Source organism: Pseudaeromonas sharmana (assembly GCF_042649925.1).
Classification (GTDB): domain Bacteria; phylum Pseudomonadota; class Gammaproteobacteria; order Enterobacterales; family Aeromonadaceae; genus Pseudaeromonas; species Pseudaeromonas sharmana.
In genome coordinates, this window is record NZ_JBHSAF010000006.1 from 177,878 (window position 1) to 201,954 (window position 24,077).

The following is a 24,077-nucleotide window of genomic DNA, read 5'->3' on the forward strand; positions in this document are numbered from 1 at the left end:
GTGCTCAAGCTTTTGATGATACTGTTCGGGGCCGGCAAGCTTGGCCCCCTGTTGCTAACCCTTGGCAGCATGGCGCTCTCTTTGGTGATCTATGCCCAGCTGTTTGGCTGGTGGTATGCCGCCGGTTTTATTGCATTGCTGTTCATTCACGAGATGGGCCACTACCTGGCTGCGCGCCAGCGGGGGCTGCAGGTTGGCGCCCCGACATTTATCCCGTTTGTCGGAGCCTGGATCCAGCTCAAGGAGCAGCCGATGGATGTCGAGACTGAAGCCTGGGTTGGTTTTGCCGGCCCTTTGCTCGGAACCCTGGGCGCCCTCGGCTGTTATTACATCGGGCGACAAGGTGGTAGCGAAATCTGGTTGGCACTGGCCTATATCGGCTTCATCCTCAATCTGTTTAACCTGATACCACTGAGCCCGTTTGATGGCGGACGCATCGTGGCCATCATATCGCCACGCTTGTGGCTGGTTGGCGTCCCGGTGTTGATCGCGCTGTTTTTTTACCGTCCTAGTCCACTGTTGTTGTTGGTCGCAGTGCTGGCGGCGCCACAAGTCTGGAGCGTCCTGCGCGGACGCGAACGGCATGACAAGCCGGAAGGTTATTATCGGGTCAGCCTGGAACAGCGCATTCAGTACGCCTGTTATTATCTGGCGTTACTGGGCTTTCTTGCCATCATGAGTCACGATGTGCATCTGATGCTGAGCCATCTCAGAAGTCATTGATTTTGCATTCACCACGAGGAGCTAACGTGAAACGAACCAGTCTGATCCTGAGCACCACGGCGCTGTTGGCGTCCATGATATGGGGGTGCAGTGACATGAAGGCGGCCGGTCGCGATATTGGCCACGCCACTCGGGACGTGACGCGGAGCATTGGACACACCACCCGGGATGTCACCACCGCCATAGGCCACAAGACGCGGGACACGACCAAGGCGATCGGTCACGGTACACGCGATGCCGTTCAGGGCGTCGCCGAAGGGTGGGAAGAAGAGGCGGAATAAGACCACTCGGTCCGATATGGCATCACCAGCCCACCTGACAACACGCAGCCGGTGATATCCCATGCCAATGATTAAGGGGGCCTTCCGGCCCCCTTATCTTGATTATCGCAACCTGTGACGGTATTACAGCGCCTTGAGGATATTCTCGACAGTTGCCTTGGCGTCGCCGAAGCACATGTGCGAGTTCTCCTTGAAGAACAGTGGGTTCTGCACACCGGCATAGCCGGTGTTCATCGAACGCTTGAACACCACCACGTTCTGCGCCTTCCACACTTCCAGTACCGGCATCCCCGCGATTGGGCTGCCCGGATCTTCCATCGCCGCCGGGTTCACCGTGTCGTTGGCACCAATCACCAGTACGGTGTCGGTATCCGGGAAGTCTTCATTGATCTCGTCCATCTCCAGCACGATGTCGTACGGTACCTTGGCTTCCGCCAGCAGCACGTTCATGTGTCCTGGCAGACGTCCCGCCACCGGGTGGATACCAAAACGCACCTTGATACCACGCTCACGCAGTTTCTGCGTGATTTCAGCGACCGGATATTGAGCCTGAGCCACCGCCATGCCGTAACCGGGAGTAATGATCACTGAGCTGGAGTTCTTCAGCAGCTCAGCCACCTCTTCCGGCTTCATTTCGCGGTACTCGCCCATCTCTTCCTCAGAAGTACTGCTGCTGGCCCCATCGGTGCCAAAACCACCGGCAATCACCGAGAGGAAAGAGCGGTTCATCGCCTTACACATGATGTAAGAGAGGATGGCACCCGATGAGCCCACCAGTGCACCAGTCACGATCAGCAGGTCGTTGGAGAGCATGAAGCCCGCCGCGGCTGCAGCCCACCCTGAGTAGGAGTTCAGCATCGAGACCACGACCGGCATGTCAGCGCCGCCGATAGACGCCACCAGATGCCAGCCGAATGCCAGCGCGATCAATGTCATCAGCAGGATCGCCCAGGTAGAGCCACCAACGTTGATGAAATAGAGCATCAGAGCAAAGGAGCCGACTGCAGCCAGCAGGTTCAGCTTGTGCTTGTGCGGCAGCGACAACGGCTTGGAGCTGATAATGCCACGCAGCTTGCCAAAGGCGACAATGGAGCCGGTGAACGTAACAGCACCGATGAACACACCAAGGAAAATTTCCGTCAGGTGAATGTTCAGCATGGCTCCCGTCAGATGGGCATCGTGAGCGGCTTGCTGATTGGCAATCTGGGCGATAGCTTGCTGTGCCGCCGCCAGGATCTCTTCCGGGCTACCGGAGAGCGGCAGCACCAGTTGGGCTGCGGCATCGGATGGCAGCAGATCGATGAAGCTGTTAAAACCGACCAGTACCGCTGCCAGGCCGACGAAGCTGTGTAGCACTGCCACCAGCTCCGGCATCTGGGTCATCTCGACTTTTAGCGCCAGGCGGGCACCGATGGCGCCACCGATGGCCATCGCGATCAGAATATAGACAACGCCATGCACACTCGGGCTGGCAATGGTTGCCACCAGGGCAATGGCCATACCGACGATACCGAACCAGTTACCGTACTTGGCGGTTTCCTGCTTCGACAGTCCGGCGAGGCTGAGGATGAACAGCACGGCGGCGATGATATAAGCAGCCGTGACCAATCCATGAGACATGTTGTTTCTCCCTTAATCCTTGCGGAACATCTTGAGCATGCGCTGAGTCACCGTGAAGCCGCCGGCAATGTTGATCGTCGCGATCAACACGGCGACAAACGCCAGTACCGTGACCAGGGTCGATGCCGAGCCGATCTGCAACAGGGCGCCGACAACGATGATGCCAGAAATGGCATTCGTGACGGACATCAGCGGTGTATGCAGAGCATGGGTGACATTCCACACCACGTAGTAACCGACGACACACGCCAGCACGAACACGGTGAAATGCGACAGGAAATCCGGCGGTGCCACATGACCCACCCAGCCGAATCCGGCAACGCCGGCAGCGGCCAGCCAGTACTTGAGCTTGGAAGGCTGCTTGGCTGCTTTGGCTACGGGTGCCGGAGCCGCCTCTTTCTTTGGCGCGGCGGTGACACTGATGGCAGGTGGCGGGAACGTCACGTCACCGGCCTTGACCACGCTCATGTTACGCAGTACGACATCGTCGAAATTGATATCGATGTTGCCATCCTTCTCCTTGCACAGCAGCTTGGTCAGGTTGACCAGGTTGGTGGCATAGAGTTGGGAAGATTGGGTCGGCAGACGGCCTGGCAGGTCGGTGTAACCGATCACCTTGACGCCACTGGCTGTCACATGCAGCTCGCCCGGCACCGTATATTCACAGTTGCCGCCAGCAGCCGAGGCCAGGTCGACGATGACCGAACCCGGCTTCATGCTGTCCACCATCTCCTTGGTGATCAGCTTGGGTGCCGGCTTGCCCGGGATCAATGCCGTGGTGATGATGATATCCACCTCTTTGGCCTGAGCAGCAAACAGCGCCATCTCGGCGGCGATGAACTCATCCGACATCACCTTGGCATAACCATCGGAGGAGGCTCCATCCTCACCACCAAAATCGAGTTTCAGGAACTCGCCACCCATGGATTCGATCTGTTCGGCCACTTCCAGGCGGGTATCAAAGGCACGCACGATGGCACCGAGGGAGCCTGCGGCACCGATGGCGGCCAGACCAGCCACACCCGCACCAATCACCAGCACCTTGGCCGGCGGCACCTTGCCAGCGGCGGTGATTTGGCCGGTGAAGAAACGGCCGAAAGCATGGGCCGCTTCAACGACGGCACGATAACCACCGATGTTGGCCATCGAGGAGAGGGCATCCAGCGCCTGGGCGCGGGAGATACGCGGCACCATGTCCATCGCCAGCACATTGACCTGTTTTTCGGCCAGTTTTGCGACCAACTCCGGATTCTGGGCAGGCCAGACGAAGCTGACAAGGGTGGTGCCGGCTTGCAGACGCGCAATTTCAGCGTCGCTGGGGGCATTTACCTTGTAGATAATCGGAGATTGCCACAGCGTATCGGTGTCCACGACGCTGGCACCAGCCGCGGTGAAGGCGGCATCATCAAAACTGGCCAGAGCACCGGCCCCCGACTCGACGACAACGTCGAAGCCGAGCTTGCGCAGTTGCTCGACGGTCACCGGGGTGGCGGCCACCCGGGTTTCACCGGCGAGACTTTCTCTCGGTATTCCAATCTGCATGTCTTTTCCCTGATATTCGATAAAGGTCGCTATGCACGCTCCCCCAGAGGCAGGAAAGCGTCTCGGCACTCGGGTTCCCCCGCAACGCCGGCGTTTACTAGGCAACAGGACAGGATTATCAACGATCTTGACGTTCGCTGATACCAGACCAGTCACACCGGCCTGATCCCTCAACACCGGAAACCCGATTTGCCATCGGATTTCGGGAGCCAGGCTTGTGCGCTGCTGCCATCCCGGATGCGCCAAAACAGGACATCCTGCAAAACGGGTCTCACACTGTAGCCGGTATAACCCGGAAAAAAAATCCTTGGACCCGGCTTAGTTATAATTATTTGGCGTTTATAGTTCCTTTCGGTTCTATTAAATCGCTATAGACCACATAAAATCTTTTAAGTAAATGGACTGCCCGCCAATCCAAAACCGCCCGCGCTGCGTATTAAGAGCGGGAAAATCTCGTAAGGACGATGTCATGTTAAAACAGGGTCTGCTGTTATCGTTGTTGCTGTTATCCGCCTGTACCGGTGTTCCGGAGGGGCTCTCACCGGTCCACGCCTTCGATGCCCAGCGGTACCTTGGGGTCTGGTACGAAGTCGCCCGCCTGGATCATCGCTTTGAGCGAGGTTTGGAACAGGTCACCGCGGAATACCGGCTCAACCCGGATGGCAGTATTGGCGTTCGCAATCGGGGATTTAACCCCAGTCGAGGCGAGTGGCAACAGGCCGACGGTATCGCGCGGTTTGTGTCGACACCGGATATTGGCCATCTCAAGGTCAGTTTCTTCGGCCCCTTCTATGGCGGCTACACCATCCTGGATCTGGATGCGGATTATCGCTATGCCCTGGTCAGTGGCCCAGACCGTGATTACTTGTGGCTGTTATCTCGCACCCCCACCTTGCCAGAAAAAGAAAAGGCACGGTTATTAAACCGTGCCCAAAGTATGGGGTTTGCGACCGCACAGCTGATCTGGGTTAACCAGACAGCCCGCTGATGAGGGATCAGTGGGCGCGGTACATGGCCTCGATCTCGGCACCGAATGTCTGTTCGATCGCCTTGCGCCGCAACTTCAAGGTTGGCGTCAGTTCCCCAAGTTCCATCGAGAATGGCCGTGGCAGCAGCGTGAACTTCTTCACCTGCTCCCACTTGGCAAGGTGTTGTTGCAGCGCGTTAATCCGCTTCTCAAAACACGCGACCACCTCACTGTTTTTAAGCAGATCCAGGCGATTCTGATACTCGATACCCAGTTGACGCGCCATCTCTTCCAGAGACTCGAAGCATGGGACTATCAATGCGGAGACAAAATGGCGGGCATCGGCGACCACCGCAATTTGCTCGATCAAGGGATCTTTTGACAGCGTGCCCTCCACGACCTGAGGGGCCACATACTTGCCGTTCGACGTCTTCATCAGCTCTTTCAGGCGCTCGGTAAACAACAAGCGTCCCTGAGCATCGAGATCACCGGCATCGCCGGTGCGGAAGTAACCATCCTCGGTCAGGACTTTGGCGGTCTCCTCCGGCTTGTTGTAGTAGCCACGCATCACCGTGGGTCCCTTGACCTGAATTTCCTTGTCTGCCCCCAAGCGCACTTCCAGGCCATCCAGCGGAGTGCCTATGGTTCCAATGGCCAGATCATCATGCCGCGGGCACGATACGGTGGCACAGGTTTCGGTCAAGCCATAACCGCACTTGATATTCAGCCCTGCGGCATTGAAGAACAGATTGATTTCGTCAGCCAGTCGCGCGCCGCCGACCGGCAAAAAGCGCACTCGCCCACCAAACCGCTGACGCAGCGTCGAAAACAACAGACGGTCCGCAACCTTGTGCTGCAGTTTCAGCAGCACTCCCGGTTGCTCACCCGCCATGCGCGCTTCCAAGTGACGCAAGCCAATGCGCTTGCACCAGTAAAAAATGTGGCGCCGCACTGGATTGGCGGTATCGGCCTTACCGTGAATGATGGTGTAGGCCTTCTCATAGACTCGGGGCACCGCACACATCACAGTGGGGCGGACATCGTGCAACACTGACATCACCGCCTGCGGATCACGAATGTAAACATTCACGGCGCCACGATACAGCACATAGTAGGTCCAATAACGTTCGTAGACGTGACTAAGTGGCAACAGCGCCAGCGAAACATCCTCGTGGCCGACGCTAACGCGCTGATCGTGCATCACCAGCACCGCCGCCAGATTGCTGTAATCCACCATGACGCCTTTGGGCTCGCCCGTGGTCCCCGAGGTATAAACCAGGGTCAGCAAATCCTCCATTCGATAATCTGCCGCACGCTGTTGCAACTCACGAGCCGCCGGCTCATGGTTGCCATACTGCAGCAACTCGGCAAAGTGCATCGCCTGAGGGCAGCCCTGAAGATCGACAGCCGGTTCGAAACAGATGATGTGATCCAGACAGCCTTCGGCCAGCAGTTGCCGCGCCTGTTCAAATTGCGGCTGCTCTCCCACAAACAGGATCCGGATCCCCGCATCGTTGAGGATGTAGCGGGTCTGCTCAAGCGTGTTGGTTGAGTAAATCGGCACCACGACGCCCCGCGCCGCCAGAATACCCAGGTCCGCTTGTGTCCACTCCGGCATGTTGCGGGCGCAGATGCCCACCATTTGTTGTGGTTGATGGCCCAGCCGAATCAGCGCCTGAGCCAGATAATCCATGCTGCGGCCAAATGCCTGCCAGCTGATGTCTCGCCACTGTCCATCCTGTTGGACCCGCAGCGCGGCTTTGTGTTTCAGTCCCTCGATACGCTTGCGAAAAACGCGAACCAAATGGAGCTCATGCATTGCTAAAAACCTTTCAGATTACAGTTGTTCGGCCAATAACGCTGTCCGAATGCGATACCAAGGGGAGGATCCCACAATTTAGCGTACAGGTGTTAGCTTTTTGCTTCAAAGTTGCTGCCGGTGCACAATAGACAGTGCCAAACAGACCATTCACATCAGGACAACGAGAGTGAAAATGTGTAACTGGATGCGGATCCGCCCCTGGGCACTGGTGATATCGGGGGCCGTGTTGCTGGCAGGCGTAGCCGTCACAACACTGGGTTGGCTGGATACCCGGCAGGCTGCGGCCGGTGGCTGGCTCTACAACGCCAACGGCTACCAGCAAGCGGTCTATCGCGCCACACAGAATGGCAAGCCGCTGCTGCTATGGCTGCAACAGGGCGACTGCATGCGCTGCCAACAACTCGAACAGCTGTGGCAGACTCCGCAGTGGCAAGAGAGCACCCGCGACTGGCTACGCGTGCGACTGGATGGTGAAGCGGATATTGCGACGGCACAACTGCTGGAACGCTACCACCAGCAAGCGGAATTTCCGGTCTGGATCCTGGAACGGACCCCGCAGGGCGAGGCCACAGCGCTCTATTTTAACGCCGATATGACGGCGTTTCGTGTCGGCGCGCATGGCCAACCCATGGCCCTCACCGCCGAACACCTCAAGGCTGCCCTCGACAGCTGGCTTCTCGAAAGCGCCGACGAGACGGTCAATTCCCAAGCCACATCCCCTGCTGCGGAGTCTGGCCCTGAAAGTGAAATGGAATAGAGACCAGGCGCTGGCCATCGTTATGCTGCAGCGCAAAGTGCAGGTGCGGAGCCGTGCTGTAGCCGGTATTACCCGACTCGGCGATCATCTGCCCGGCACTCACGCTTTGCCCGGACTGCACCCTGGCGGTGCCGGTCCGCAGGTGGGCATACACCGTCATGGTGCCATCACCATGCAGCAGCCGGATATAGTTGGTCCTGGCCCGCGCTGAAGGATCCTGACTGCTGCCACTAAACCCCATCTTCATGTCAAACACCACCCCGGAGCGGGCAGCCAGTACCGGTGTACCCTCTGGCATCGGCACATCAATCGCATAGCGATTACCCGGCAGGTGATGACTGAACCGGCCCTCAAAACCTTGTGATATGCGATAGCGGCCGCGGAACGGCACTACCAGGTCGGCATCCTGAGTATGACTCGGTGCACCAATCACAAAGGTATGGCGGATCGCCAGGGTCCCATCGCCATGGTAACTCAGTCGATCCACAAACTGTTCTGACTGGGCCGGCACCACGATCGGTGCCGACAGATCATGCTGGCTCTCGACCCCAACACGGGTACTCAGTTGCAGACTCACCGTCACAGGCCCGTGCAGCTCGTTGATGATGAATAAATTACCACTTGGGGTATAGCGCAGACGCACCTTGTCCGGATCCGGGTCCAGATACTCCAGCTCTTCCGGATTAAAAGGAGCGGCCAGATCGCGATCATCGGTATAACTGACGACGCCATCGGCATTGACGTACTTGAAGACACCCGCGTGGAGCGGGCAGGCTAACCAGCACAGCAGCAGGAGCCCGCCGCCCCTCACGCTAGCGCCTCCGATTGACGCTGCATGACCAGCGCATCCTCAACACCGTCTTCATGGCGGTAATACGCCTTGCGACACCCCGCAATCTGGTAACCGTAACGCTGGTATAACGCGATGGCCGCCGCATTGGATCGGCGCACCTCCAGCCACCAGCAGGCGCAGCCCCGAGCGGCACTGCGATGCAAATAATCCTCCAGCAGTCGGGCACCATAACCCAAGCGCCGCACGCCCGGCGCTACACAGATATTGTGCAGTGTCGACTCATCGAGCAGCCAATCGGCGATATAGAACCCAAGCAGTTGCTCCCCCTGCCAGATGCCGACGGTCAGGTATCGCTCGCCAAAGCTTTGCGCCAGCAGGTTGGCACTCCACGGTGCGATATGGGCGGCTTGTTCAATCGGCAGCATCAGCGACAACTGATCCGGGCACAGCGGGCGACATTCAGGCACCATTCTGCCCCCATCCCAGTGCACAGAGTGCGCGCCAGACCGCTCGTTTTCCGGCGTAACCCGGCAGAATCGCTAGCTCGACCGGCACTGGCCCGCCGCTCTCCATCTGCAACAATGCATCCGCAGGCTGACACGCGGCGACATCCAGCTCGGCGCAGCGCACACCCTGACGCTGCAGCCAGAGCACCAAGGCGGGAAACCAGGCAGGCGCCGCGCCCTGCAGCCAGAGCGTCGGCGTGATCGTGTCACTTGCTGTCGGCGCTGTCTTCGCGCAGCTATCCGGCGCAACAACCACAGAGGGCTGGAGCTGCAAGCATTCGGGACGGCGCAACTGCCATAGCGTCAAGCCCATGGCCAACACCCCCTGTTCCTGTCTCGTCAGCATTCCAGATTCTCCTTTGTAATCGCGATGTTATCGCCTCGCTACTCACCCTGGCGCCGGCGTAACATTTTCCTGTCCCGACGACAATTGACCACCCTGTGACATCATTTTTTGTCATCCAAGGCACAACTAACCCTTGCGTTTGTGAGACTAATCACAACAATTAGCGATAGGTGACGCCGCGATGTGATCCCGATCGCCGGCCGTGATTCGAGCGCCAGACATTTCCTTTTTTACCAGCAGGTCGGCATGGATAACAAAGCACTGCAGGATCGCATCGGCAAACTGATCGATGCCCTCGCCCAAGGGTTGTACGAGCGCAAGGATACCATGCGCCTGTGCCTTCTGGCCGCCTTATGCGGCGAGAGTGTCTTCATGCTGGGCCCACCCGGCATCGCCAAGAGCCTGTTGGCACGACGGTTGATCTGCGCATTCAGCGACAGTCGTGCGTTTGAATATCTGATGACCCGTTTTTCGACCCCGGAAGAAGTCTTCGGTCCGCTGTCGATTCAGGCACTCAAAGATGAAGGCCGCTACCTCCGCCTCACCGAGGGGTATCTCCCCGATGCCGAAGTGGTTTTCCTGGATGAAATTTGGAAGGCCGGACCGGCGATTCTCAATACCTTGCTGACCGTGATCAACGAGCGGCGCTTCCGCAATGGTGAAAAGGAGATCCGCGTTCCGATGCGGCTGCTGGTCACCGCCTCTAACGAATTACCCGAAGAGCAAAGCGGCCTAGAGGCGCTCTATGATCGCATGCTCATTCGTCTGTGGTTAGACCGCATACAGGACAAGCAGAATTTCCGTGCCATGCTGACCAGTCGTCAGGATCCGGCTCAGGATCCGGTACCGGCTACCCTGAAAATCGACGACAACGACTACCTGGCCTGGCAGCAGGGGCTGACCCAGGTCAGCCTCAGCGATAACCTGTTTGAACAGCTGTTTCTGTTGCGTGAACGCCTGGCCGAGCTGAATGCTCAATCCGATGATACCCACCGGCAATCCCTGTACGTCTCGGACCGACGCTGGAAAAAAGCCCTGCGCCTGTTACAGGCCAGCGCCTTCTTCAACGGCCGCCATCACATAGTGCCGCTGGATCTGCTGTTGCTAAAAGACTGTCTGTGGCATGACCTGCATGCCCGTGAGCAGATCCGGCAGCAGCTGGCTGATTTTGCCAAGCGCCAGGCCTATGCACAGGATCGCCTGCAGTTCGCGCTACAACAGCAGCAGCAGGAGCTGATGCAGTTGCAGGAGGCGATGGTGCAGGAGTTGGGCTGTCAGCTGGAGTCCGTGCAGAACCCGCTGTTAAAACGCACCACCTGGCAACTGGATTTCAAAGCCAATGGCATGGACCCTCGCCAGCCGCACTATCGCCTGCTGTTTCTGGCGCCATGTCAGTTGGACCCGCAGCAACCGGAGCGACTGACTCGCTATGCGGCCCTGAGCCGTCGTGACCTGCTGCAGTGGCTGCGCAAAGGAGGCCGGGTCCCCGTTCGTCTGCACCAAGATACCTCGAGCATCGAATTGTTACTCGATGTCGATAGCCGCCAGCAACTGATGGTTCGCGACACCGCCAACCGTCCGGTGCCGGTGGCGTTCGCGCGCCCTGGCGGGGTACCGGAATGGCTGCGACAGCGCTGGTTGGCAGCGATAGAAGAGCGTGAAGAAGCCCTGGTGGAGCTGCGCCGCGATATCACCACGCAACGACAGTTGTTTACCAGTCATTGTCCACACCTGTTTCTCGCCGCGGACTGGCTGGTGATGATTGAAGAGAGCCTGTTGCAGCTGGTCCAAAAAGACGATGCTCTGGTCGCCATGCTGGCTGAAGCCCGTGAGGCCCTCGACAACTTGTTGCAGTACGCGGGGGGCGGCCCGAGATGATCGATCTGCATACGCTATCGACCCTGTTGTCATTCAATGATGCCGAACTGATCAAGGACATGGTCAGTGGCTTGATGGGGTCTCCCCAGGTCGTCAGTTTTCTCAAGGCGCGTCCACGTTTTGAGCAACAGATCCGCGATCAACTTGGCCGCTGGAGCCGTGGAGTCAGCAGCCAGGTATGGCACCAACCGGTCCCCGCAGAACTGGAACAGGAGTTTCGGCTCTATCAGGAAACACAACTGCTCGCGGCCGAACAGTTTCAGACACATGAGCCCCGCCTGATTGCCCAATTGGCACGCAGCCCCTTTCTGGAACAAGCGACCAGCCTGCTCGGCAACCTCAAGGAGTCCAATCCTCATCTCCGCAAGCAGCTGTTCCTTACGCGCTGGCGCGACGATATAGTCAATCGCCTGGTCGCCCTTGAACTGGCTCTCGCCGATCAGGAACGAGAACGCATGCTGCGGGAGCTGGAAGAGCGAGTGGATATCGCCAGTACCGTCGAAGAGACGCTACAGCCAGATAACCCGGGAAAACTCTGGGATCTGAGCGCCGCCAAACTGTTGCAGGGTGATACCCAGCGATTACGGCATTATGCCCAGTTTTTGGCCCGCAACCCTGAACTGCGCAATATTGCAGCAGAGCTAGGACGCGCGGCAGCGGATGAACAGCGCAATCGGCAACGGTTGAGCAATGTCGAAAACCGGGTGATGCAATACGAGCAACAGGATGCCATCCCGGATGATCTGGTCGGTGTGCACCAGAGCAACGAGTTGCAGCATCTGCTGCCCTCGCAGACGATGCTGTTAAGCAGCCCGGAATTGGAAACCCTGTTCTACCAGCAAATGGCGGAACGACGCCTGCTGAATTATCACTTCATGGGTCAGAGTCGGGCGCCGAAAGTCATGCTCGAACAGCGCTATACCAGCGGCGACGAACTTAAACCCAAAGGGCCCTTCATCGTCTGCATCGATACATCCGGTTCGATGAGCGGTTACCCGGAACAAGCGGCCAAAGCTTTTTGTCTTGCCTTGCTGCAAATTGCCATCAGCGAGGATCGGCCCTGCATCATTCAGCTGTTTTCAACGGACGTCATCAGTTACGAATTGACCGGCAAGCAGGGACTACAAGAAGCGGTGAATTTTCTCGGCTGCAGCTTTAAAGGCGGTACTGATTTGGCCCCCTGCTTTGCCACCGTGCTCGAGCAGATGCAACAGCGGGCCTACCAGGATGCCGATGCCATAGTGCTGTCCGACTTCATTGCCCAGCGGCTGCCAACCGAGTTGCGGGAACAGGTACGCGACATCAAACGACGTGGCAATCGCTTCAATGCCATCAGCCTCTCTCGGCATGGCAAGCCGGCGCTGATGAAAATTTTCGACGCTGTCTGGCGCTTCGATACCGGGTTAAAAGGCCGCCTGCTGCGTCGTCTCTCCTGACCTGACCTTTACGCTCTGTGTCATGCGCCATGCCAAGGCCAACTCGGGCAATGCGGTAGCCAGGAACCATGGCCTGCTGATCGAGCCAAGGGGATGATACCTATGGCGTTGGGCAAATGAGGAAAGATGGGGAAGTGAGGAAAATGACCGCCGCGCAGAAAGACAAAACCCGCCAGAAGGCGGGTCTTTTTGAATCTGGCAGGGGCGGAGGGATTCGAACCCCCAACCATCGGTTTTGGAGACCGCTGTTCTACCAATTGGAACTACGCCCCTGCATTCAACGAGGCGCATTATACAAACTGATCCCTAAAGGTAAAGGCCTTTTTCTGGGTCAGCCGTGCGACTGCGCAACAATTAGGCGCCGGTACAGTGACACTCTGCCCTGGGTCACAAAAAACGATCTCCAGCGCGGGATTTAGCGCATTAACATGCCGGGGCGCTTGCTCTATAATTCCCGCGTTTGCATACAAGACACGGATGGATAACCAGCCCATGCAGCCAAACGTTTACGCCTCCGCGCCGATCACCAGCCTCTATCGTGTCGCGCGTCAGCCATGGTCTTGTACTGCCCTTTGGTCGAGCCCCGTTTCCGGGGCTTTTTGTTGTCCACCTTGCCGACGTTAAGGAATCACAGACGATGGCCAACCCCCTCTACCAGAAGCACATCATCTCCATTTCCGATCTGACCCGCACCGAGCTGGAGCTGGTGGTGGAAACCGCCAGCCGGTTGAAAGCCGAGCCGCGCCACGATCTGCTGTGTCACAAACTGATTGCCAGCTGCTTCTTTGAGGCCTCGACCCGAACCCGTCTCTCCTTTGAAACGGCGGTGCAACGCCTCGGTGGTAACGTCATCGGTTTTGCCGATGCCGGCAATACCTCACTGGCCAAGAAAGGGGAAACGCTGGCCGATTCGGTTCGCATCATCACCTCCTACACCGATGCCTACGTGATGCGACATCCGCAGGAGGGGGCCGCCCGTCTGGCTGCCGAGTTCTCACGGGTCCCGGTGATCAACGCTGGAGATGGCTCCAACCAACACCCAACGCAGACGTTGCTGGATCTGTTCACGCTGTACGAAACCCAGGGCCGTCTGGATAATCTGAATGTCGCTTTCGTCGGCGACCTCAAGTATGGCCGCACCGTCCACTCGCTGGCTCAGGCACTGAGCCTGTTCAACGCACGTCTGTTCTTCGTGTCGCCCGAGGCCCTGGCGATGCCGGACTACATCTGTGAAGAACTCGAAGAGCGTGGCATCGAATTCAGCGTGCATGAGCATCTTGAGGAGATCATCCCGCAGCTGGACATCCTCTACATGACACGGGTACAGAAAGAGCGCTTCGATGAAGCCGAATATCGCCACATCGCAGCCAAGTATGTATTGACGGTCGATACGCTGGCGGATGCGCGTGACAACCTGAAAATACTGCACCCCTTGCCGCGGGTTGACGAAATTCACATCGACGTCGACACCACCCCCTATGCCTATTATTTCGAGCAGGCCGAAAATGGCGTCTACGCCCGCCAGGCTCTGCTGGCCCTCGTGCTGAACGAAACCGTCTAAGGAGCACTGTATGTCCGAGAAAAAACAACTGCAGGTCGAAGCCATCTGTAACGGCTCCGTCATCGACCATATCCCGGCGGGCCAGGGCATCAAGATCCTCAAGCTGTTCCACTTGCTGGATACCCGAGAACGCATCACCGTCGGCCTGAATCTGCCATCCGCGGCCCTGGGTGCCAAAGACCTGATCAAGGTCGAAAACACCTCGTTGACCGGAGAGCAGGCAAATCAACTGGCGTTATTTGCGCCGCAGGCGACGGTGAACATCATCGAAGATTTCAAGGTCGTGAAGAAACATCAGCTGCAACTGCCTGAACAGATCAGTGGTGTCTTTGCCTGCCCGAACTCCAACTGCATCAGCCATAGCGAACCGGTGGCCAGCTGTTTCTCGGTCCGGGAAGTGAAGGGCGCAGTGCGGATGAAATGCAAATACTGCGAGAAATCCTTCACCAAAGAGATTGTCAGCGCACATTTCTGAATAAAAACAACGGGACGGCATGTGCCGTTCCCGTCTCCCGCCTCCTGCCAATAAATCTTTATCTATACTCAGACCATCTCATGTGATTCGGTAAATAACCATTCGAGGTGGTGCCTTATGATTGTTCTGGTCGGCGGCGAAAAAGGCGGCAGCGGCAAAAGCTGTCTGGCGCAAAATCTGGCGGTCTACTTCCGTCGGCACTACCAAGGCGAAGTGCTGCTGGTGGACTGCGACCCGCAACGAACCACCTCAGACTGGATCCAGGAGCGCAAGGACAACACGGATCTGCCGTCCATCAATTGTGTCCAGCTCTACGGCAACATCCGCGAAGATTTGCTGAGTCTGAAGAGTCGCTACGATTTTGTGGTTGTCGATTGCGGAGGGCAGGATAACCGGGCCCTGCGCTCTACCATGTCGGTCGCCTCCCATGCCCTGATCCCTCTGCGTCCGAAACGGCGGGACCTGAAAACCCTGCCGCACATGGAAGACATCATCACCACCTGTAAAATGGTCAACCCGTCACTGAGTGCCGCCGTCGTGATGACCCAGTGCCCGTCCCTACCCAACCAAGCGCGACGCATTCTTGAAGCCAAGGAGGTGTGCAGCTCTTTTTGTGTGCACGTACTGGATGCCATCATCTACAGCCGTAATGTCTACGACGACAGCGAAGAGCGCGGATTATCGGTCATGGAGATCGAACCGGATGGAAAAGCGGCCGAGGAGATCAAGGCCATCGCCAAAGAGTTTCTTAATCTGTAGGACGTGTTATGGGCCTGTCAGACCTGAAAAAAAAGAGCGAATCACCGCCCCCGGAGAAAGATAGCGAGGACGTGAAGGCCAAGACGGCCATCACCCTCGATGAATTTATCAATGACGCTGAGCTGTACGCGCTCGGCCACTCGCGCAAAATTACGATTCCTCGCCCCAAGGCGCAAATTCCGCTGGCCCCCGAACCAGAAGATCTCAGCGAGGAAGCTCTGGCATTACGCGCCGTATTCAAGAAGGCCACCTACTCGATGAGCCTCGAATGCATCGAGAACCTCAAGCAGATCGCCGAAAACGATGGCATGAACCGCTCTCAGCTGCTGCGTTTGTTTACCCACTATTTTTACCAGCTCCCCCCGGAGGAGCGGGATCTGATCTACGAGCGGTTCAGTCATCTGTTCGATAACAACAAAAAATAATCTGTTACCGGCACCGCTCCCTCCGAGCGGTGCTTTTTGTTACCATCCCGCCCCATTCCAACACTTGATAGCTCGTGAGCACACGCATGAAGATTGGACTCTTTTATGGTTCCAGCACCTGTTACACCGAGATGGTAGCTGAAAAAATCCAGGCCAGAGTGGGACCCGAGCTGGTCACGCTGCACAACCTGAAAACCACGTCCGTACAGCAAATGGCTGACTACGATTGTCTGATGTTGGGTATCTCGACCTGGGATTTTGGCGAAATACAGGAGGACTGGCTCGCCAGTTGGGATGCCATCGACAGCGTCGACTTGCGCGGCAAGCGGATTGCACTGTTTGGCTTGGGCGATCAAGCAGGATATGGCGAATGGTTTCTCGATGCGATGGGCTTGCTACATGACAAGCTGGTGTTGCAAGGCTGCCAGCTGGTGGGCTACTGGCCAAACGAAGGCTATGAATTCGACGCCTCGAAGGCATTGAGCCCAGATGGCCAGTGGTTTGTCGGCCTGGCACTCGACGAAACCAGCCAGTACGACCAGACTGATGAGCGGCTCGATCGTTGGCTGCCGCAAGTTCTCGATGAGATGCTGATGCTCACCGTATGAGGATCCGCACACAGGCAGCCAATGACCAGGGGCCTCAGCGGCCCCTTGTCATGTCTACAGCTTGGAATCAGGCCTGCTCTTCCGCCAGACCGCAGACGGGTTGTCGTGGTAACCATGCCAGAACCATGGCCACCAGCGTCGGCAGAATCCAGGCCAGCCCCAGACTGAACAGCGGCAGGAAGTTGAAGAGATCCAGATTCACACCGGCCGTTTTCAGGCCATCCAGGGCACCAAACAGCATCGAAACCAGCAACACCAGACGGAACGCCAGGCGCGGGTGAGCATAGTAGTCTTTGAGGAATGTCATCGCCACCAGCGCGATAGCAACCGGATAGATGGCGACCAGCACAGGAATCGACAAGGCAATCAGCGTCGACAGCCCCACATTGGCAACCAATGCGCAGGTCGCACACATGACGACCACCAAAGCGCGATAGCTCAACCGGGGCCACAGGGTATGGAAAAAGTCAGCACAGGCTGAGGTCAGGCCTACTGCGGTCGTCAGGCAGGCCAAAGAGACAATGGCCGCCAGAATCAACTGGCCGGCAGAGCCGAACAGCTTGGATACATACAGGGCGACAATTTCGCCACCGTTGGTCGGATTGACCATCAACCCACCCGATGTTGCCCCCAACTGGAACAGCGACACGTAAACAAACGCCAGCCCGACAGCGGCAATCACGCCTGCACGGATCAGATATCGGGTCTGCAGCGTCTTATCGGTTACGCCTTTGTCACGCAATACATCGATAATCAGCATGCCAAACATCAGCGCACCAAAGGTATCCATGGTGTTGTAACCTTCCAGCAAGCCCTTGATACCCGGGTTGGCAACATAATCACCGGATGCGGCCGGTACGACCCCTTGAGGCGCAATCAGCACGGCGACAGCCAGAACCAGTAACAACAGCACCAGGACCGGTGTCAGCACTTTACCGATCGCATCCAGCAGACGCCCCTGATTCAACGACAGGAACAGAGTCAAACCAAAATAGGCCACGGTGAAACCGATCAGGGTGCCCTGACTCGCCCCATCCCCCAGGAACGGTTTAACGCCCATCTCATAAGCCACCAATCCGGTACGTGGCGTGGCGAACGCGGGCCCAATGATCAGATAGGCCGCAACGGCGATCGCGACACCGATAGAGGGCGGCAGCAGACGCGTCATCGTCAGCAGACCGCCACCGGCACGGGCGACGGCCAGAATCGTTAACAACGGCAGGCCAACGCCGGTCAGCAAGAAGCCCAACATGGCCCAGGACATGGACTCGCCAGCAAGAAAGCCGGCCATGGGTGGAAAAATGATATTCCCTGCGCCCAGAAAGAACGCAAAGGTCATAAAGCCCAGACCGATGATATCGGTGGTTTTCATCGTTTGATTCAAGGTGAACTCCAACTCTGTAACTAGCTGATTTTGTGTTTTTTTATTCTGTGATGCTGGCCATCTTGGCCGCAGAGTGAATCACCATCCATGGCGACACCCCCAGCAGGATCCTCCGGGATCCTGTGGTGGAAAATAGGTTAAGCAGGATAAAGCAATTGATTTTCGACGCAAGGCACTCGCTAGAGCGCAAGGTAGAACGGCGAGACAAACTTTGAATATGTATCGGAATAAGCGCCATCTGCAGCACAAATAACAATACTTTCCGCTTCAATGTGGGTTTTATTTCTACCAAACAGCATTAAAAAACGATTTGGAGCTTTGCCAGGCTTCGGAATTAATCGCTGCCCAAGTTGCAAGTACCATCCCTGTTGTACTGCAGTGTGCTGTAGTTGTTCGGCTGCCGCTATCGGCAAGATGACTGCCAGTCGCCCGGTGGGCGTCAACAGTCGTTCCGCCTGATGCAACAACTCTTCGTGATTCAGCGTCGAGGTATGACGTGCTTGTTGCCGACTGCTATCGCTAAAGGGTTGCCCGTGGCGAAAAAACGGCGGGTTGGACACCACCAGATCGTAGGCCTCGGCAACATGGTCCTGAATGGCACAGCTATGGACCTTAATCTTCTGTGGCCATGGGGATGCGGCAACATTTTCTGCGGCTTGCACCGCCGCCGCCAAATCCAGTTCCACGGCATCGATATGGCAATCTGCCGCTGTGCGCTGCGCCAGCATCAAGGCAATCAGCCCGGTTCCAGTGCCAATATCCAGAATCCGCCGAGCCCCCTCCAGGGGTACCCAGGCGCCAAGAGCCACGCCATCGGTCCCTACCTTCATGGCACAGCGATCCTGATGAATGGCAAACTGTTTAAAGCGAAATGGACAACTACTCATGCCTTGCCACTACACAACTGACTACCGGCTGCGGATTTTATCACGCCACTAGCCTATAATGTGCCCCCAAATACCAGCAACGAGTAACTCGCCACATGTCCTTCGAACTTCTGGATCTTGATCCCGCCCTGCTGCAGGCTGTCGCCGCACAGGGTTTCAGCCGGCCTACCACGATACAGCAACAAGTCATTCCGGTGGCGATGGATGGTCGGGATGTGTTGGCGTCCGCCCCGACCGGCACCGGTAAGACCGCGGCCTTCTTGCTGCCCTGCATGCAACACCTGCTCGATTACCCGCGTCGCCGTGCCGGTGCGGCTCGCGTGTTGATTTTGGCTCCCACCCGCGAACTGGCGCTCCAGATTACCGAACAAGCCAGAGCCTTGGCCCAATATACCCACCTGGTCATAGAAACCATCATCGGCGGTGTCGAACACGACAAGCAACTTCCGGCACTGACCCAGACCACCGATATCGTCATCGCGACACCAGGTCGCCTGCTCGAATACATTGATGCGGAGAGCTTTGATAGTCGAGCCATCGAGGTGCTGGTGCTGGATGAAGCTGACCGCATGCTCGACATGGGTTTCATCAAGGATGTCGAACGCATTGCAGGTGAAGCGCGGTGGCGCAAACAGACATTGCTGTTTTCCGCCACACTCGAAGGCAATGGCCTCAGCCGCTTTGCCAACGAGGTGTTGAAAGATGCGGTCGAATTGCATGCCGACTCGCCACGCAGCGAGCGGCGCAAGATTCAGCAGCTGATGTATCTGGCCGACTCGCCGGAACACAAGCTGGCACTGTTGGTCCACCTGCTGCGCAGTGAAGACGTTAAACGCAGTATCATCTTCGTCAAAACCCGCGAGCGTCTGGCCGAGCTGGTCGCGCAACTGAATGCCCAGGGGATCGACTGCGCCTGGATTCGAGGGGAAATGGAGCAGGAGCGCCGTATTGAAGCCATCCGCCGTTTCCGCGATGAGGAAGTCGCCATCCTGCTGGCCACTGACGTTGCCGCGCGCGGTATCGATCTTCCGGATGTCAGTCACGTCATCAATTTCGATCTGCCTCGTACCGCCGACGTCTATGTGCACCGCATTGGTCGTACCGCACGAGCCGGTAAACGCGGCACCGCCATCAGCCTGATTGAAGCGCATGATGTACCTATGCTGGAGCGGATAGAACGCTACACCGAGGAGACGTTACGTCGTCGTGTGATTGACGAATTGCGCCCGCAGCACAAGATGGCTTCCGCCGGTGGCAAAAAGAAACCTGATGCCAAAAAAGAGAAAAAGAAAGCGCAAAAGAAAGACGAGCAAGAACCGCGCAAGAAGCAACGCCATCGTGACCTGAAGAACAAGGGCAAGCCTGACTGGGCACGCAAGAAAGCCGCCAAAAATACCACCGAAAGCGCGTAACCCCTTCCGCCAGCACAGCCGGTCTGTGCTGGCCTTCCCTGTACCGCCCGCCTGATGACTCCTTGTGAGCCAAGCCGATCTTTAACTGCATAAACATGGGCTTAACAGAAGTACTCAGCTACATTCAAAGCCTAGATATTCATAAAACGGCGTCTTCATGTCTCTCTTGTCCCGTTTGCGTAATATTCGTCTGGCGACACGCGCCACCCTGCTGTTTGCCGTCAGCCTGTTGATGGTGATGGGTACCAGCCTGCTGGTCCTTGGCTTTTTCTTCCTGCATTCCATCAGTGATATCGAAAGTCAGCTTCTGGTTCGCGCCAACCATCAGGCCAGAGAGAGTATCAATCTGCGTCTCGATGAAATGGCGGCACGCAGCATCGACTGGGCATATTGGGATGAAACCTACCGTCTGCTGACCTCAGGTGACGAACGCTACGCGCAGCGCAACCTGAACACCGACTCCTTCAAGACGAATGACGTCGATCTGATGTTGTTTCTGGATCGCCGCGGCCAGCCCAAATTGGCCAGCATGCTCAACCCGCAACGCACTGAGCTGATCGCCGTCAGTGCCGAGCTATCCCAGGAGTTGTTATCTGACGATGGCTTGGGTAGCCGCATCCAACACCTGCTGCAACATCCCGATGTCGAACCGCGGCCCATATCAGGCATCATCATGCTGCAAGGCATTCCCTGGAATGTGGCGCTGACGCCGGTGCTGACTAGCGAATACCAGGGCCCTGTGGCCGGTTGGATGATCTGGGCTCAGGCCATCCCCTCCTTCTTTCCCGCCCGCGTCAGCAAAATATTGACCAGTGACGCTGTGTTGAAAGTGGCGACAGACACGGCAGTGCAGCAGCATAAGATCACTCCGCTGCCATCCCCCGATCCGGAGGTCACGCTCTGGCAAGCGGAGCAAACCCTGTTTGCCGCCAGCGATATACGGGATCTCAATCAGCACAGAGCCATGCGACTCGAAACTTCGTCACCACGCCTGATCTATCGCGCCGGCCAGTTGTCGATGAAAGTCCTGCTGGCGGTCAATCTACTGGGTGGCGGTCTGTTGCTGATCCTGTTTTTGCGGCTGTTCCGGCAACATATCACCGCCCGGTTTCAAGCACTGGAACAGGGTCTGCGCAAACTGGCTTACGACAACTGGAGCACGCCACTGGCTATCGACGGCAAGGATGAGGTGGCCCTTGCAAGCCAGGTCATCAATCAGCTGCTCGCTTCCAGAGAGAGTTCCAATCTGGAGCTCCAGGAGATAGAGCAGAAATTCTCGGCTATCTACCAGCACAGCGCAGCCGGCATCATGATGTTGCATCAAGGCATGATCATGAACATGAACCAGACAGCGCTACAACTGCTTGACTATCGTCACGCCCCGCCACTGGGTCAACCGTTCAGCCAACTGCTGCCAGAGGATCAGCCTGATGAACCCTATAGTTCGTCACGCTTCCAGCAAATGCTGCAACTGGGGCAACACCATTTCGAATGGGAACTGGTCACCCGCAACGGTTCCCGACTGCCATGCGAGATCCAGCTGGTTGCGTTGCGTCACGCCGATCATGACAGCTGGCTACTGACCATGATCGACATTACCGAGCGCCGCAACACCGAGAGTAAAATTAAACGGCTCAGTTTGTACGACACCTTGACCGGATTGCTGAATCGTCATCAACTACAAGCCATCATCAACCAGGACCTTGCCGAACGCGAGCATCACGGCAAAGCACAGCCCTTTGGCCTCCTGCACCTCGACATCATTCATTTCAAGCACATCAACGATACCTTCGGCCACGAGATCGGGGACCAGCTGTTGCAGGAGATAGCGCGCCGCTTGAGCCGCCTCTGCCCGCAACAGATCCTGGCGCGCATCGCCGCAGATGAATTCGTCCTCTATTTGCCGCAACTGGAAAGTCTGTTTGCCACGATGCGCCTGGCCAAGCGCTTACAACATGCCCTCATCGCCCCCTTGCGTATTGAACATCAGGAATTGCAGGTCGTAATCTGTATTGGCGTAGTCGTCGGACGACAAGAGTTTCATACGGCAGAGGAAGTCCTGCGTTGCACCGATTACGCCCTGGGCAAGGCCAAGCAAGGCCCTCTTTCTATCCGCTTGTTTACGCAGCGCCTGTATCAGGAAGCCATCGAGTCGATGATGATAAAGCGCGATCTGCCGCAGGCTATCCGTCAAGATCAACTGATGGTCTGGTTCCAACCGATCGTCGATAGCCATACTGAGCAGGTGGTCGGCCTGGAGGCCTTGGTACGCTGGAAACACCCCAAACTGGGGTTTGTTTCACCCGCCAAATTCATCCCCATTGCCGAACAGGGACACCTGGTCATCGAGCTGGGCGAGAAGGTGCTGCAGTTAGCCTGCGACTATGCGGTGCAGCTCAACCAGTGTCGAGAAAAACGCCAACTGCCGCCATTGATTACCCACGTCAACCTGTCGGCTCGCCACTTCGCCAGCCCGCGTTTACTGCCGTTGCTGGAACACACGCTCGCCTGCAGCGGGCTCCCGGCCAGCCAGCTGGCCATCGAGATCACCGAAACCACCCTGCTTGCATCACCGCGAGATGCCATTCGACGTATGCATGCCATCCGCCAATTGGGCATTCACCTGGCGTTGGATGATTTTGGTACCGGCTATTCGGCACTCAATACCCTCTGCCAGTATCCGATAGACATGGTGAAGCTGGACCGCAGCTTCGTGTTACGGCTGATGGAGGGTCAACAGGGCGAGCTGCTGGTCAGAGCCATCATCAATATGGCGCGGGATCTCGGCCTGGATGTCATTGCCGAGGGCGTGGAACTCGCCTCCCAGCGGGATAAGCTGGTGGCGCTGGGTATCCGCGAGATCCAGGGTTACTACTACTATCGCCCCATGTCCGGCGAAGCGTTGGCGAACCTCAACGCCTGCTAGTCAACAAACGAGGCCTGGATCTCGGCGGCGCAGTGCAGGCAAGATGAACATGACCCACTTGGGGCGGCAGACATACCACCCCAAGTGGGGTTGCGGTGTGTGAGTCAACGGGAGCGCTCAGCGCTCTTTGTTAAGCCAACAGGAGTGCGGCCCGAGCCAGTTCCGCTGTTCGCGGTGAACGCAAGATCATGCCGACTGCTCTGCCCGCCGGAAGAGAGGACGTAACGGCGTCGACAGCTCGGGAATGTAACGATAGCCTGCCAGATCAAAATCCAGCAAACCCTCGGCGCGATCGATACCCTGAGTCAAGGCATAGCGACACATGAGACCACGCGCCTTCTTGGCATAAAAACTGATGATCTTGTAGCGTCCGTTCTTCTCATCCTCAAATACCGGAGAGATAACCTCAGCCTGCAGTCTGGCTACACGCACCGCCTTGAAATACTCCTCCGACGCCAGATTTACCAGCACCCTGGCAGACAGATGCTGTAACTCCTGGTTCAGCAAATCGGTGATGGTGTCCCCCCAGAACGCATAGAGATGGCGGCCCTGCGCATTCTCCAGCGCAGTGCCCATCTCCAGCCGGTATGGCAACATCAAATCCAGTGGTCGAAGAACGCCATACAGACCCGAGAGGATGCGCAAGTGTGATTGTGCCCGCTGCAACGCCTCGGTACCGAGCGTCTCTACCTGCAAACCGGTGTAGACATCCCCCTTAAAAGCAAACAGCGCCGGACGCGCTGCCGGCGGTTGTAACGGCAATGCCCACTCAGCAAAACGGGCCGCGTTCAACCCGGCCAGTTTATCGCTGATACTCATCAGCGAGGCTAATTGTGCCGGAGTGAGCTGCCGGCAAAGGGCCACCAGCTCACTGGCCTGCGCTAACAATTCCGGCTGGGTGACCGGGGTCTCCGGCAGCGGCGAAGAATAATCCAGCGTCTTCGCCGGCGAGATCACCATCAACATCGG

Annotated in this window: 22 protein-coding genes and 1 tRNA gene; 13 read left to right on the plus strand and 10 right to left on the minus strand. The window is 57.3% G+C overall.

Annotated elements, in window-relative coordinates:
• Together ACFOSS_RS07305 and ACFOSS_RS07310 are read left to right on the plus strand one after the other, a co-directional pair.
• The gene (locus ACFOSS_RS07305; protein ID WP_377151537.1) at positions 1-723 is read left to right on the plus strand and encodes a site-2 protease family protein; all 723 of its coding nucleotides are present in this window, start codon (positions 1-3) and stop codon (positions 721-723) included.
• A 26-nt stretch (positions 724-749) separates the two neighbouring features.
• The gene (locus ACFOSS_RS07310; protein ID WP_377151538.1) at positions 750-1,004 is read left to right on the plus strand and encodes a hypothetical protein; all 255 of its coding nucleotides are present in this window, start codon (positions 750-752) and stop codon (positions 1,002-1,004) included.
• A 123-nt stretch (positions 1,005-1,127) separates the two neighbouring features.
• On the opposite strand, the gene pntB is transcribed toward ACFOSS_RS07310, so the two are convergent.
• Complete coding sequence (gene pntB / locus ACFOSS_RS07315; protein ID WP_377151539.1) at positions 1,128-2,624, minus strand: Re/Si-specific NAD(P)(+) transhydrogenase subunit beta; 1,497 nt, start codon at positions 2,622-2,624, stop codon at positions 1,128-1,130.
• A gap of 12 nt (positions 2,625-2,636) precedes the next feature.
• Positions 2,637-4,166, minus strand: a complete 1,530-nt coding sequence (pntA, locus tag ACFOSS_RS07320) for a Re/Si-specific NAD(P)(+) transhydrogenase subunit alpha (protein WP_377151540.1) — start codon at positions 4,164-4,166, stop codon at positions 2,637-2,639.
• 469 nt (positions 4,167-4,635) lie between these two features.
• On the opposite strand from pntA, the gene ACFOSS_RS07325 reads away from it, so the two are divergent.
• A complete protein-coding gene (locus ACFOSS_RS07325) occupies positions 4,636-5,154 on the plus strand; it encodes a lipocalin family protein (protein ID WP_377151541.1) in 519 nt (172 codons plus the stop codon).
• A gap of 7 nt (positions 5,155-5,161) precedes the next feature.
• Here ACFOSS_RS07325 and ACFOSS_RS07330 read toward each other — a convergent pair whose 3' ends face one another.
• A complete protein-coding gene (locus tag ACFOSS_RS07330; protein ID WP_377151542.1) occupies positions 5,162-6,952 on the minus strand; it encodes an AMP-dependent synthetase/ligase in 1,791 nt (596 codons plus the stop codon).
• Between the two features lie 175 nt (positions 6,953-7,127).
• Here ACFOSS_RS07330 and ACFOSS_RS07335 point away from each other — a divergent pair, with 175 nt between their 5' ends.
• On the plus strand, positions 7,128-7,712 hold the full coding sequence (locus ACFOSS_RS07335; protein ID WP_377151543.1) for a hypothetical protein: 585 nt from the start codon (positions 7,128-7,130) through the stop codon (positions 7,710-7,712).
• Here ACFOSS_RS07335 and ACFOSS_RS07340 read toward each other — a convergent pair.
• Genes ACFOSS_RS07340 through ACFOSS_RS07350 form a run of 3 tightly spaced genes read right to left on the minus strand, consistent with a single transcriptional unit; the run spans position 7,654 to position 9,357 of the window.
• Complete coding sequence (locus ACFOSS_RS07340; RefSeq protein ID WP_377151544.1) at positions 7,654-8,523, minus strand: peptidoglycan DD-metalloendopeptidase family protein; 870 nt, start codon at positions 8,521-8,523, stop codon at positions 7,654-7,656. The two genes, ACFOSS_RS07335 and ACFOSS_RS07340, sit on opposite strands and share 59 nt — an antisense overlap.
• The gene (gene rimI / locus ACFOSS_RS07345; RefSeq protein ID WP_377151545.1) at positions 8,520-8,975 is read right to left on the minus strand and encodes a ribosomal protein S18-alanine N-acetyltransferase; all 456 of its coding nucleotides are present in this window, start codon (positions 8,973-8,975) and stop codon (positions 8,520-8,522) included. Before rimI ends, ACFOSS_RS07340 begins: the two co-directional genes overlap by 4 nt.
• Complete coding sequence (locus ACFOSS_RS07350; RefSeq protein WP_377151546.1) at positions 8,965-9,357, minus strand: hypothetical protein; 393 nt, start codon at positions 9,355-9,357, stop codon at positions 8,965-8,967. Before ACFOSS_RS07350 ends, rimI begins: the two co-directional genes overlap by 11 nt.
• A 246-nt stretch (positions 9,358-9,603) precedes the next feature.
• Here ACFOSS_RS07350 and ACFOSS_RS07355 point away from each other — a divergent pair, with 246 nt between their 5' ends.
• The gene (locus ACFOSS_RS07355) at positions 9,604-11,235 is read left to right on the plus strand and encodes an ATPase RavA domain-containing protein (RefSeq protein WP_377151547.1); all 1,632 of its coding nucleotides are present in this window, start codon (positions 9,604-9,606) and stop codon (positions 11,233-11,235) included.
• Positions 11,232-12,671 (plus strand): ATPase RavA stimulator ViaA, encoded by a 1,440-nt coding sequence (viaA, locus tag ACFOSS_RS07360; protein ID WP_377151548.1) that lies wholly within the window; start codon positions 11,232-11,234, stop codon positions 12,669-12,671. The genes ACFOSS_RS07355 and viaA overlap by 4 nt, the downstream gene beginning before the upstream one ends.
• Before the next feature lie 196 nt (positions 12,672-12,867).
• Here viaA and ACFOSS_RS07365 read toward each other — a convergent pair.
• Positions 12,868-12,944 (minus strand) — tRNA-Trp (locus ACFOSS_RS07365).
• A gap of 364 nt (positions 12,945-13,308) precedes the next feature.
• On the opposite strand from ACFOSS_RS07365, the gene pyrB reads away from it, so the two are divergent.
• The 5 genes from pyrB to fldB all read left to right on the plus strand — a co-directional run bounded on the left by pyrB (position 13,309) and on the right by fldB (position 16,499).
• Positions 13,309-14,232 (plus strand): aspartate carbamoyltransferase, encoded by a 924-nt coding sequence (gene pyrB / locus ACFOSS_RS07370; protein WP_377151549.1) that lies wholly within the window; start codon positions 13,309-13,311, stop codon positions 14,230-14,232.
• 10 nt (positions 14,233-14,242) lie between these two features.
• On the plus strand, positions 14,243-14,707 hold the full coding sequence (gene pyrI / locus ACFOSS_RS07375) for an aspartate carbamoyltransferase regulatory subunit (RefSeq protein WP_377151550.1): 465 nt from the start codon (positions 14,243-14,245) through the stop codon (positions 14,705-14,707).
• Positions 14,708-14,824: 117 nt separating this feature from the next.
• Positions 14,825-15,466: an AAA family ATPase gene (locus ACFOSS_RS07380; protein WP_377151551.1), complete on the plus strand. Its 642-nt coding sequence runs from the start codon at positions 14,825-14,827 to the stop codon at positions 15,464-15,466.
• Between the two features lie 8 nt (positions 15,467-15,474).
• The gene (locus tag ACFOSS_RS07385; protein WP_377151552.1) at positions 15,475-15,891 is read left to right on the plus strand and encodes a CopG family transcriptional regulator; all 417 of its coding nucleotides are present in this window, start codon (positions 15,475-15,477) and stop codon (positions 15,889-15,891) included.
• Between the two features lie 86 nt (positions 15,892-15,977).
• The gene (gene fldB / locus ACFOSS_RS07390; protein WP_377151554.1) at positions 15,978-16,499 is read left to right on the plus strand and encodes a flavodoxin FldB; all 522 of its coding nucleotides are present in this window, start codon (positions 15,978-15,980) and stop codon (positions 16,497-16,499) included.
• A 67-nt stretch (positions 16,500-16,566) separates the two neighbouring features.
• On the opposite strand, the gene brnQ is transcribed toward fldB, so the two are convergent.
• Together brnQ and ACFOSS_RS07400 are read right to left on the minus strand one after the other, a co-directional pair.
• Complete coding sequence (brnQ, locus tag ACFOSS_RS07395; RefSeq protein ID WP_377151555.1) at positions 16,567-17,871, minus strand: branched-chain amino acid transport system II carrier protein; 1,305 nt, start codon at positions 17,869-17,871, stop codon at positions 16,567-16,569.
• 191 nt (positions 17,872-18,062) lie between these two features.
• Positions 18,063-18,770: a tRNA1(Val) (adenine(37)-N6)-methyltransferase gene (locus ACFOSS_RS07400; protein WP_377151557.1), complete on the minus strand. Its 708-nt coding sequence runs from the start codon at positions 18,768-18,770 to the stop codon at positions 18,063-18,065.
• A gap of 95 nt (positions 18,771-18,865) precedes the next feature.
• On the opposite strand from ACFOSS_RS07400, the gene srmB reads away from it, so the two are divergent.
• Positions 18,866-20,182, plus strand: coding sequence for an ATP-dependent RNA helicase SrmB (gene srmB, locus ACFOSS_RS07405; RefSeq protein WP_377151558.1), 1,317 nt, complete (start codon positions 18,866-18,868; stop codon positions 20,180-20,182).
• A gap of 157 nt (positions 20,183-20,339) precedes the next feature.
• The gene (locus ACFOSS_RS07410; protein WP_377151560.1) at positions 20,340-23,108 is read left to right on the plus strand and encodes a bifunctional diguanylate cyclase/phosphodiesterase; all 2,769 of its coding nucleotides are present in this window, start codon (positions 20,340-20,342) and stop codon (positions 23,106-23,108) included.
• Positions 23,109-23,294: 186 nt separating this feature from the next.
• On the opposite strand, the gene yaaA is transcribed toward ACFOSS_RS07410, so the two are convergent.
• On the minus strand, positions 23,295-24,074 hold the full coding sequence (gene yaaA / locus ACFOSS_RS07415) for a peroxide stress protein YaaA (protein WP_377151561.1): 780 nt from the start codon (positions 24,072-24,074) through the stop codon (positions 23,295-23,297).
• Positions 24,075-24,077 lie beyond the last annotated feature (3 nt).

Bases quoted from the DNA above. Each gene is read 5' to 3' on its own strand.
- pntB (WP_377151539.1), bottom strand. From the start codon at position 2,624: ATGTCTCATGGATTGGTCACGGCTGCTTATATCATCGCCGCCGTGCTG.
- ACFOSS_RS07400 (WP_377151557.1), bottom strand. From the start codon at position 18,770: ATGAGTAGTTGTCCATTTCGCTTTAAACAGTTTGCCATTCATCAGGAT.
- ACFOSS_RS07335 (WP_377151543.1), top strand. From the start codon at position 7,128: ATGTGTAACTGGATGCGGATCCGCCCCTGGGCACTGGTGATATCGGGG.
- pntA (WP_377151540.1), bottom strand. From the start codon at position 4,166: ATGCAGATTGGAATACCGAGAGAAAGTCTCGCCGGTGAAACCCGGGTG.
- fldB (WP_377151554.1), top strand. From the start codon at position 15,978: ATGAAGATTGGACTCTTTTATGGTTCCAGCACCTGTTACACCGAGATG.
- ACFOSS_RS07410 (WP_377151560.1), top strand. From the start codon at position 20,340: ATGTCTCTCTTGTCCCGTTTGCGTAATATTCGTCTGGCGACACGCGCC.
- ACFOSS_RS07380 (WP_377151551.1), top strand. From the start codon at position 14,825: ATGATTGTTCTGGTCGGCGGCGAAAAAGGCGGCAGCGGCAAAAGCTGT.
- ACFOSS_RS07355 (WP_377151547.1), top strand. From the start codon at position 9,604: ATGGATAACAAAGCACTGCAGGATCGCATCGGCAAACTGATCGATGCC.
- ACFOSS_RS07385 (WP_377151552.1), top strand. From the start codon at position 15,475: ATGGGCCTGTCAGACCTGAAAAAAAAGAGCGAATCACCGCCCCCGGAG.
- pyrI (WP_377151550.1), top strand. From the start codon at position 14,243: ATGTCCGAGAAAAAACAACTGCAGGTCGAAGCCATCTGTAACGGCTCC.
- rimI (WP_377151545.1), bottom strand. From the start codon at position 8,975: ATGGTGCCTGAATGTCGCCCGCTGTGCCCGGATCAGTTGTCGCTGATG.
- ACFOSS_RS07330 (WP_377151542.1), bottom strand. From the start codon at position 6,952: ATGCATGAGCTCCATTTGGTTCGCGTTTTTCGCAAGCGTATCGAGGGA.
- srmB (WP_377151558.1), top strand. From the start codon at position 18,866: ATGTCCTTCGAACTTCTGGATCTTGATCCCGCCCTGCTGCAGGCTGTC.
- yaaA (WP_377151561.1), bottom strand. From the start codon at position 24,074: ATGTTGATGGTGATCTCGCCGGCGAAGACGCTGGATTATTCTTCGCCG.
- viaA (WP_377151548.1), top strand. From the start codon at position 11,232: ATGATCGATCTGCATACGCTATCGACCCTGTTGTCATTCAATGATGCC.
- brnQ (WP_377151555.1), bottom strand. From the start codon at position 17,871: ATGAAAACCACCGATATCATCGGTCTGGGCTTTATGACCTTTGCGTTC.
- ACFOSS_RS07350 (WP_377151546.1), bottom strand. From the start codon at position 9,357: ATGCTGACGAGACAGGAACAGGGGGTGTTGGCCATGGGCTTGACGCTA.
- pyrB (WP_377151549.1), top strand. From the start codon at position 13,309: ATGGCCAACCCCCTCTACCAGAAGCACATCATCTCCATTTCCGATCTG.
- ACFOSS_RS07325 (WP_377151541.1), top strand. From the start codon at position 4,636: ATGTTAAAACAGGGTCTGCTGTTATCGTTGTTGCTGTTATCCGCCTGT.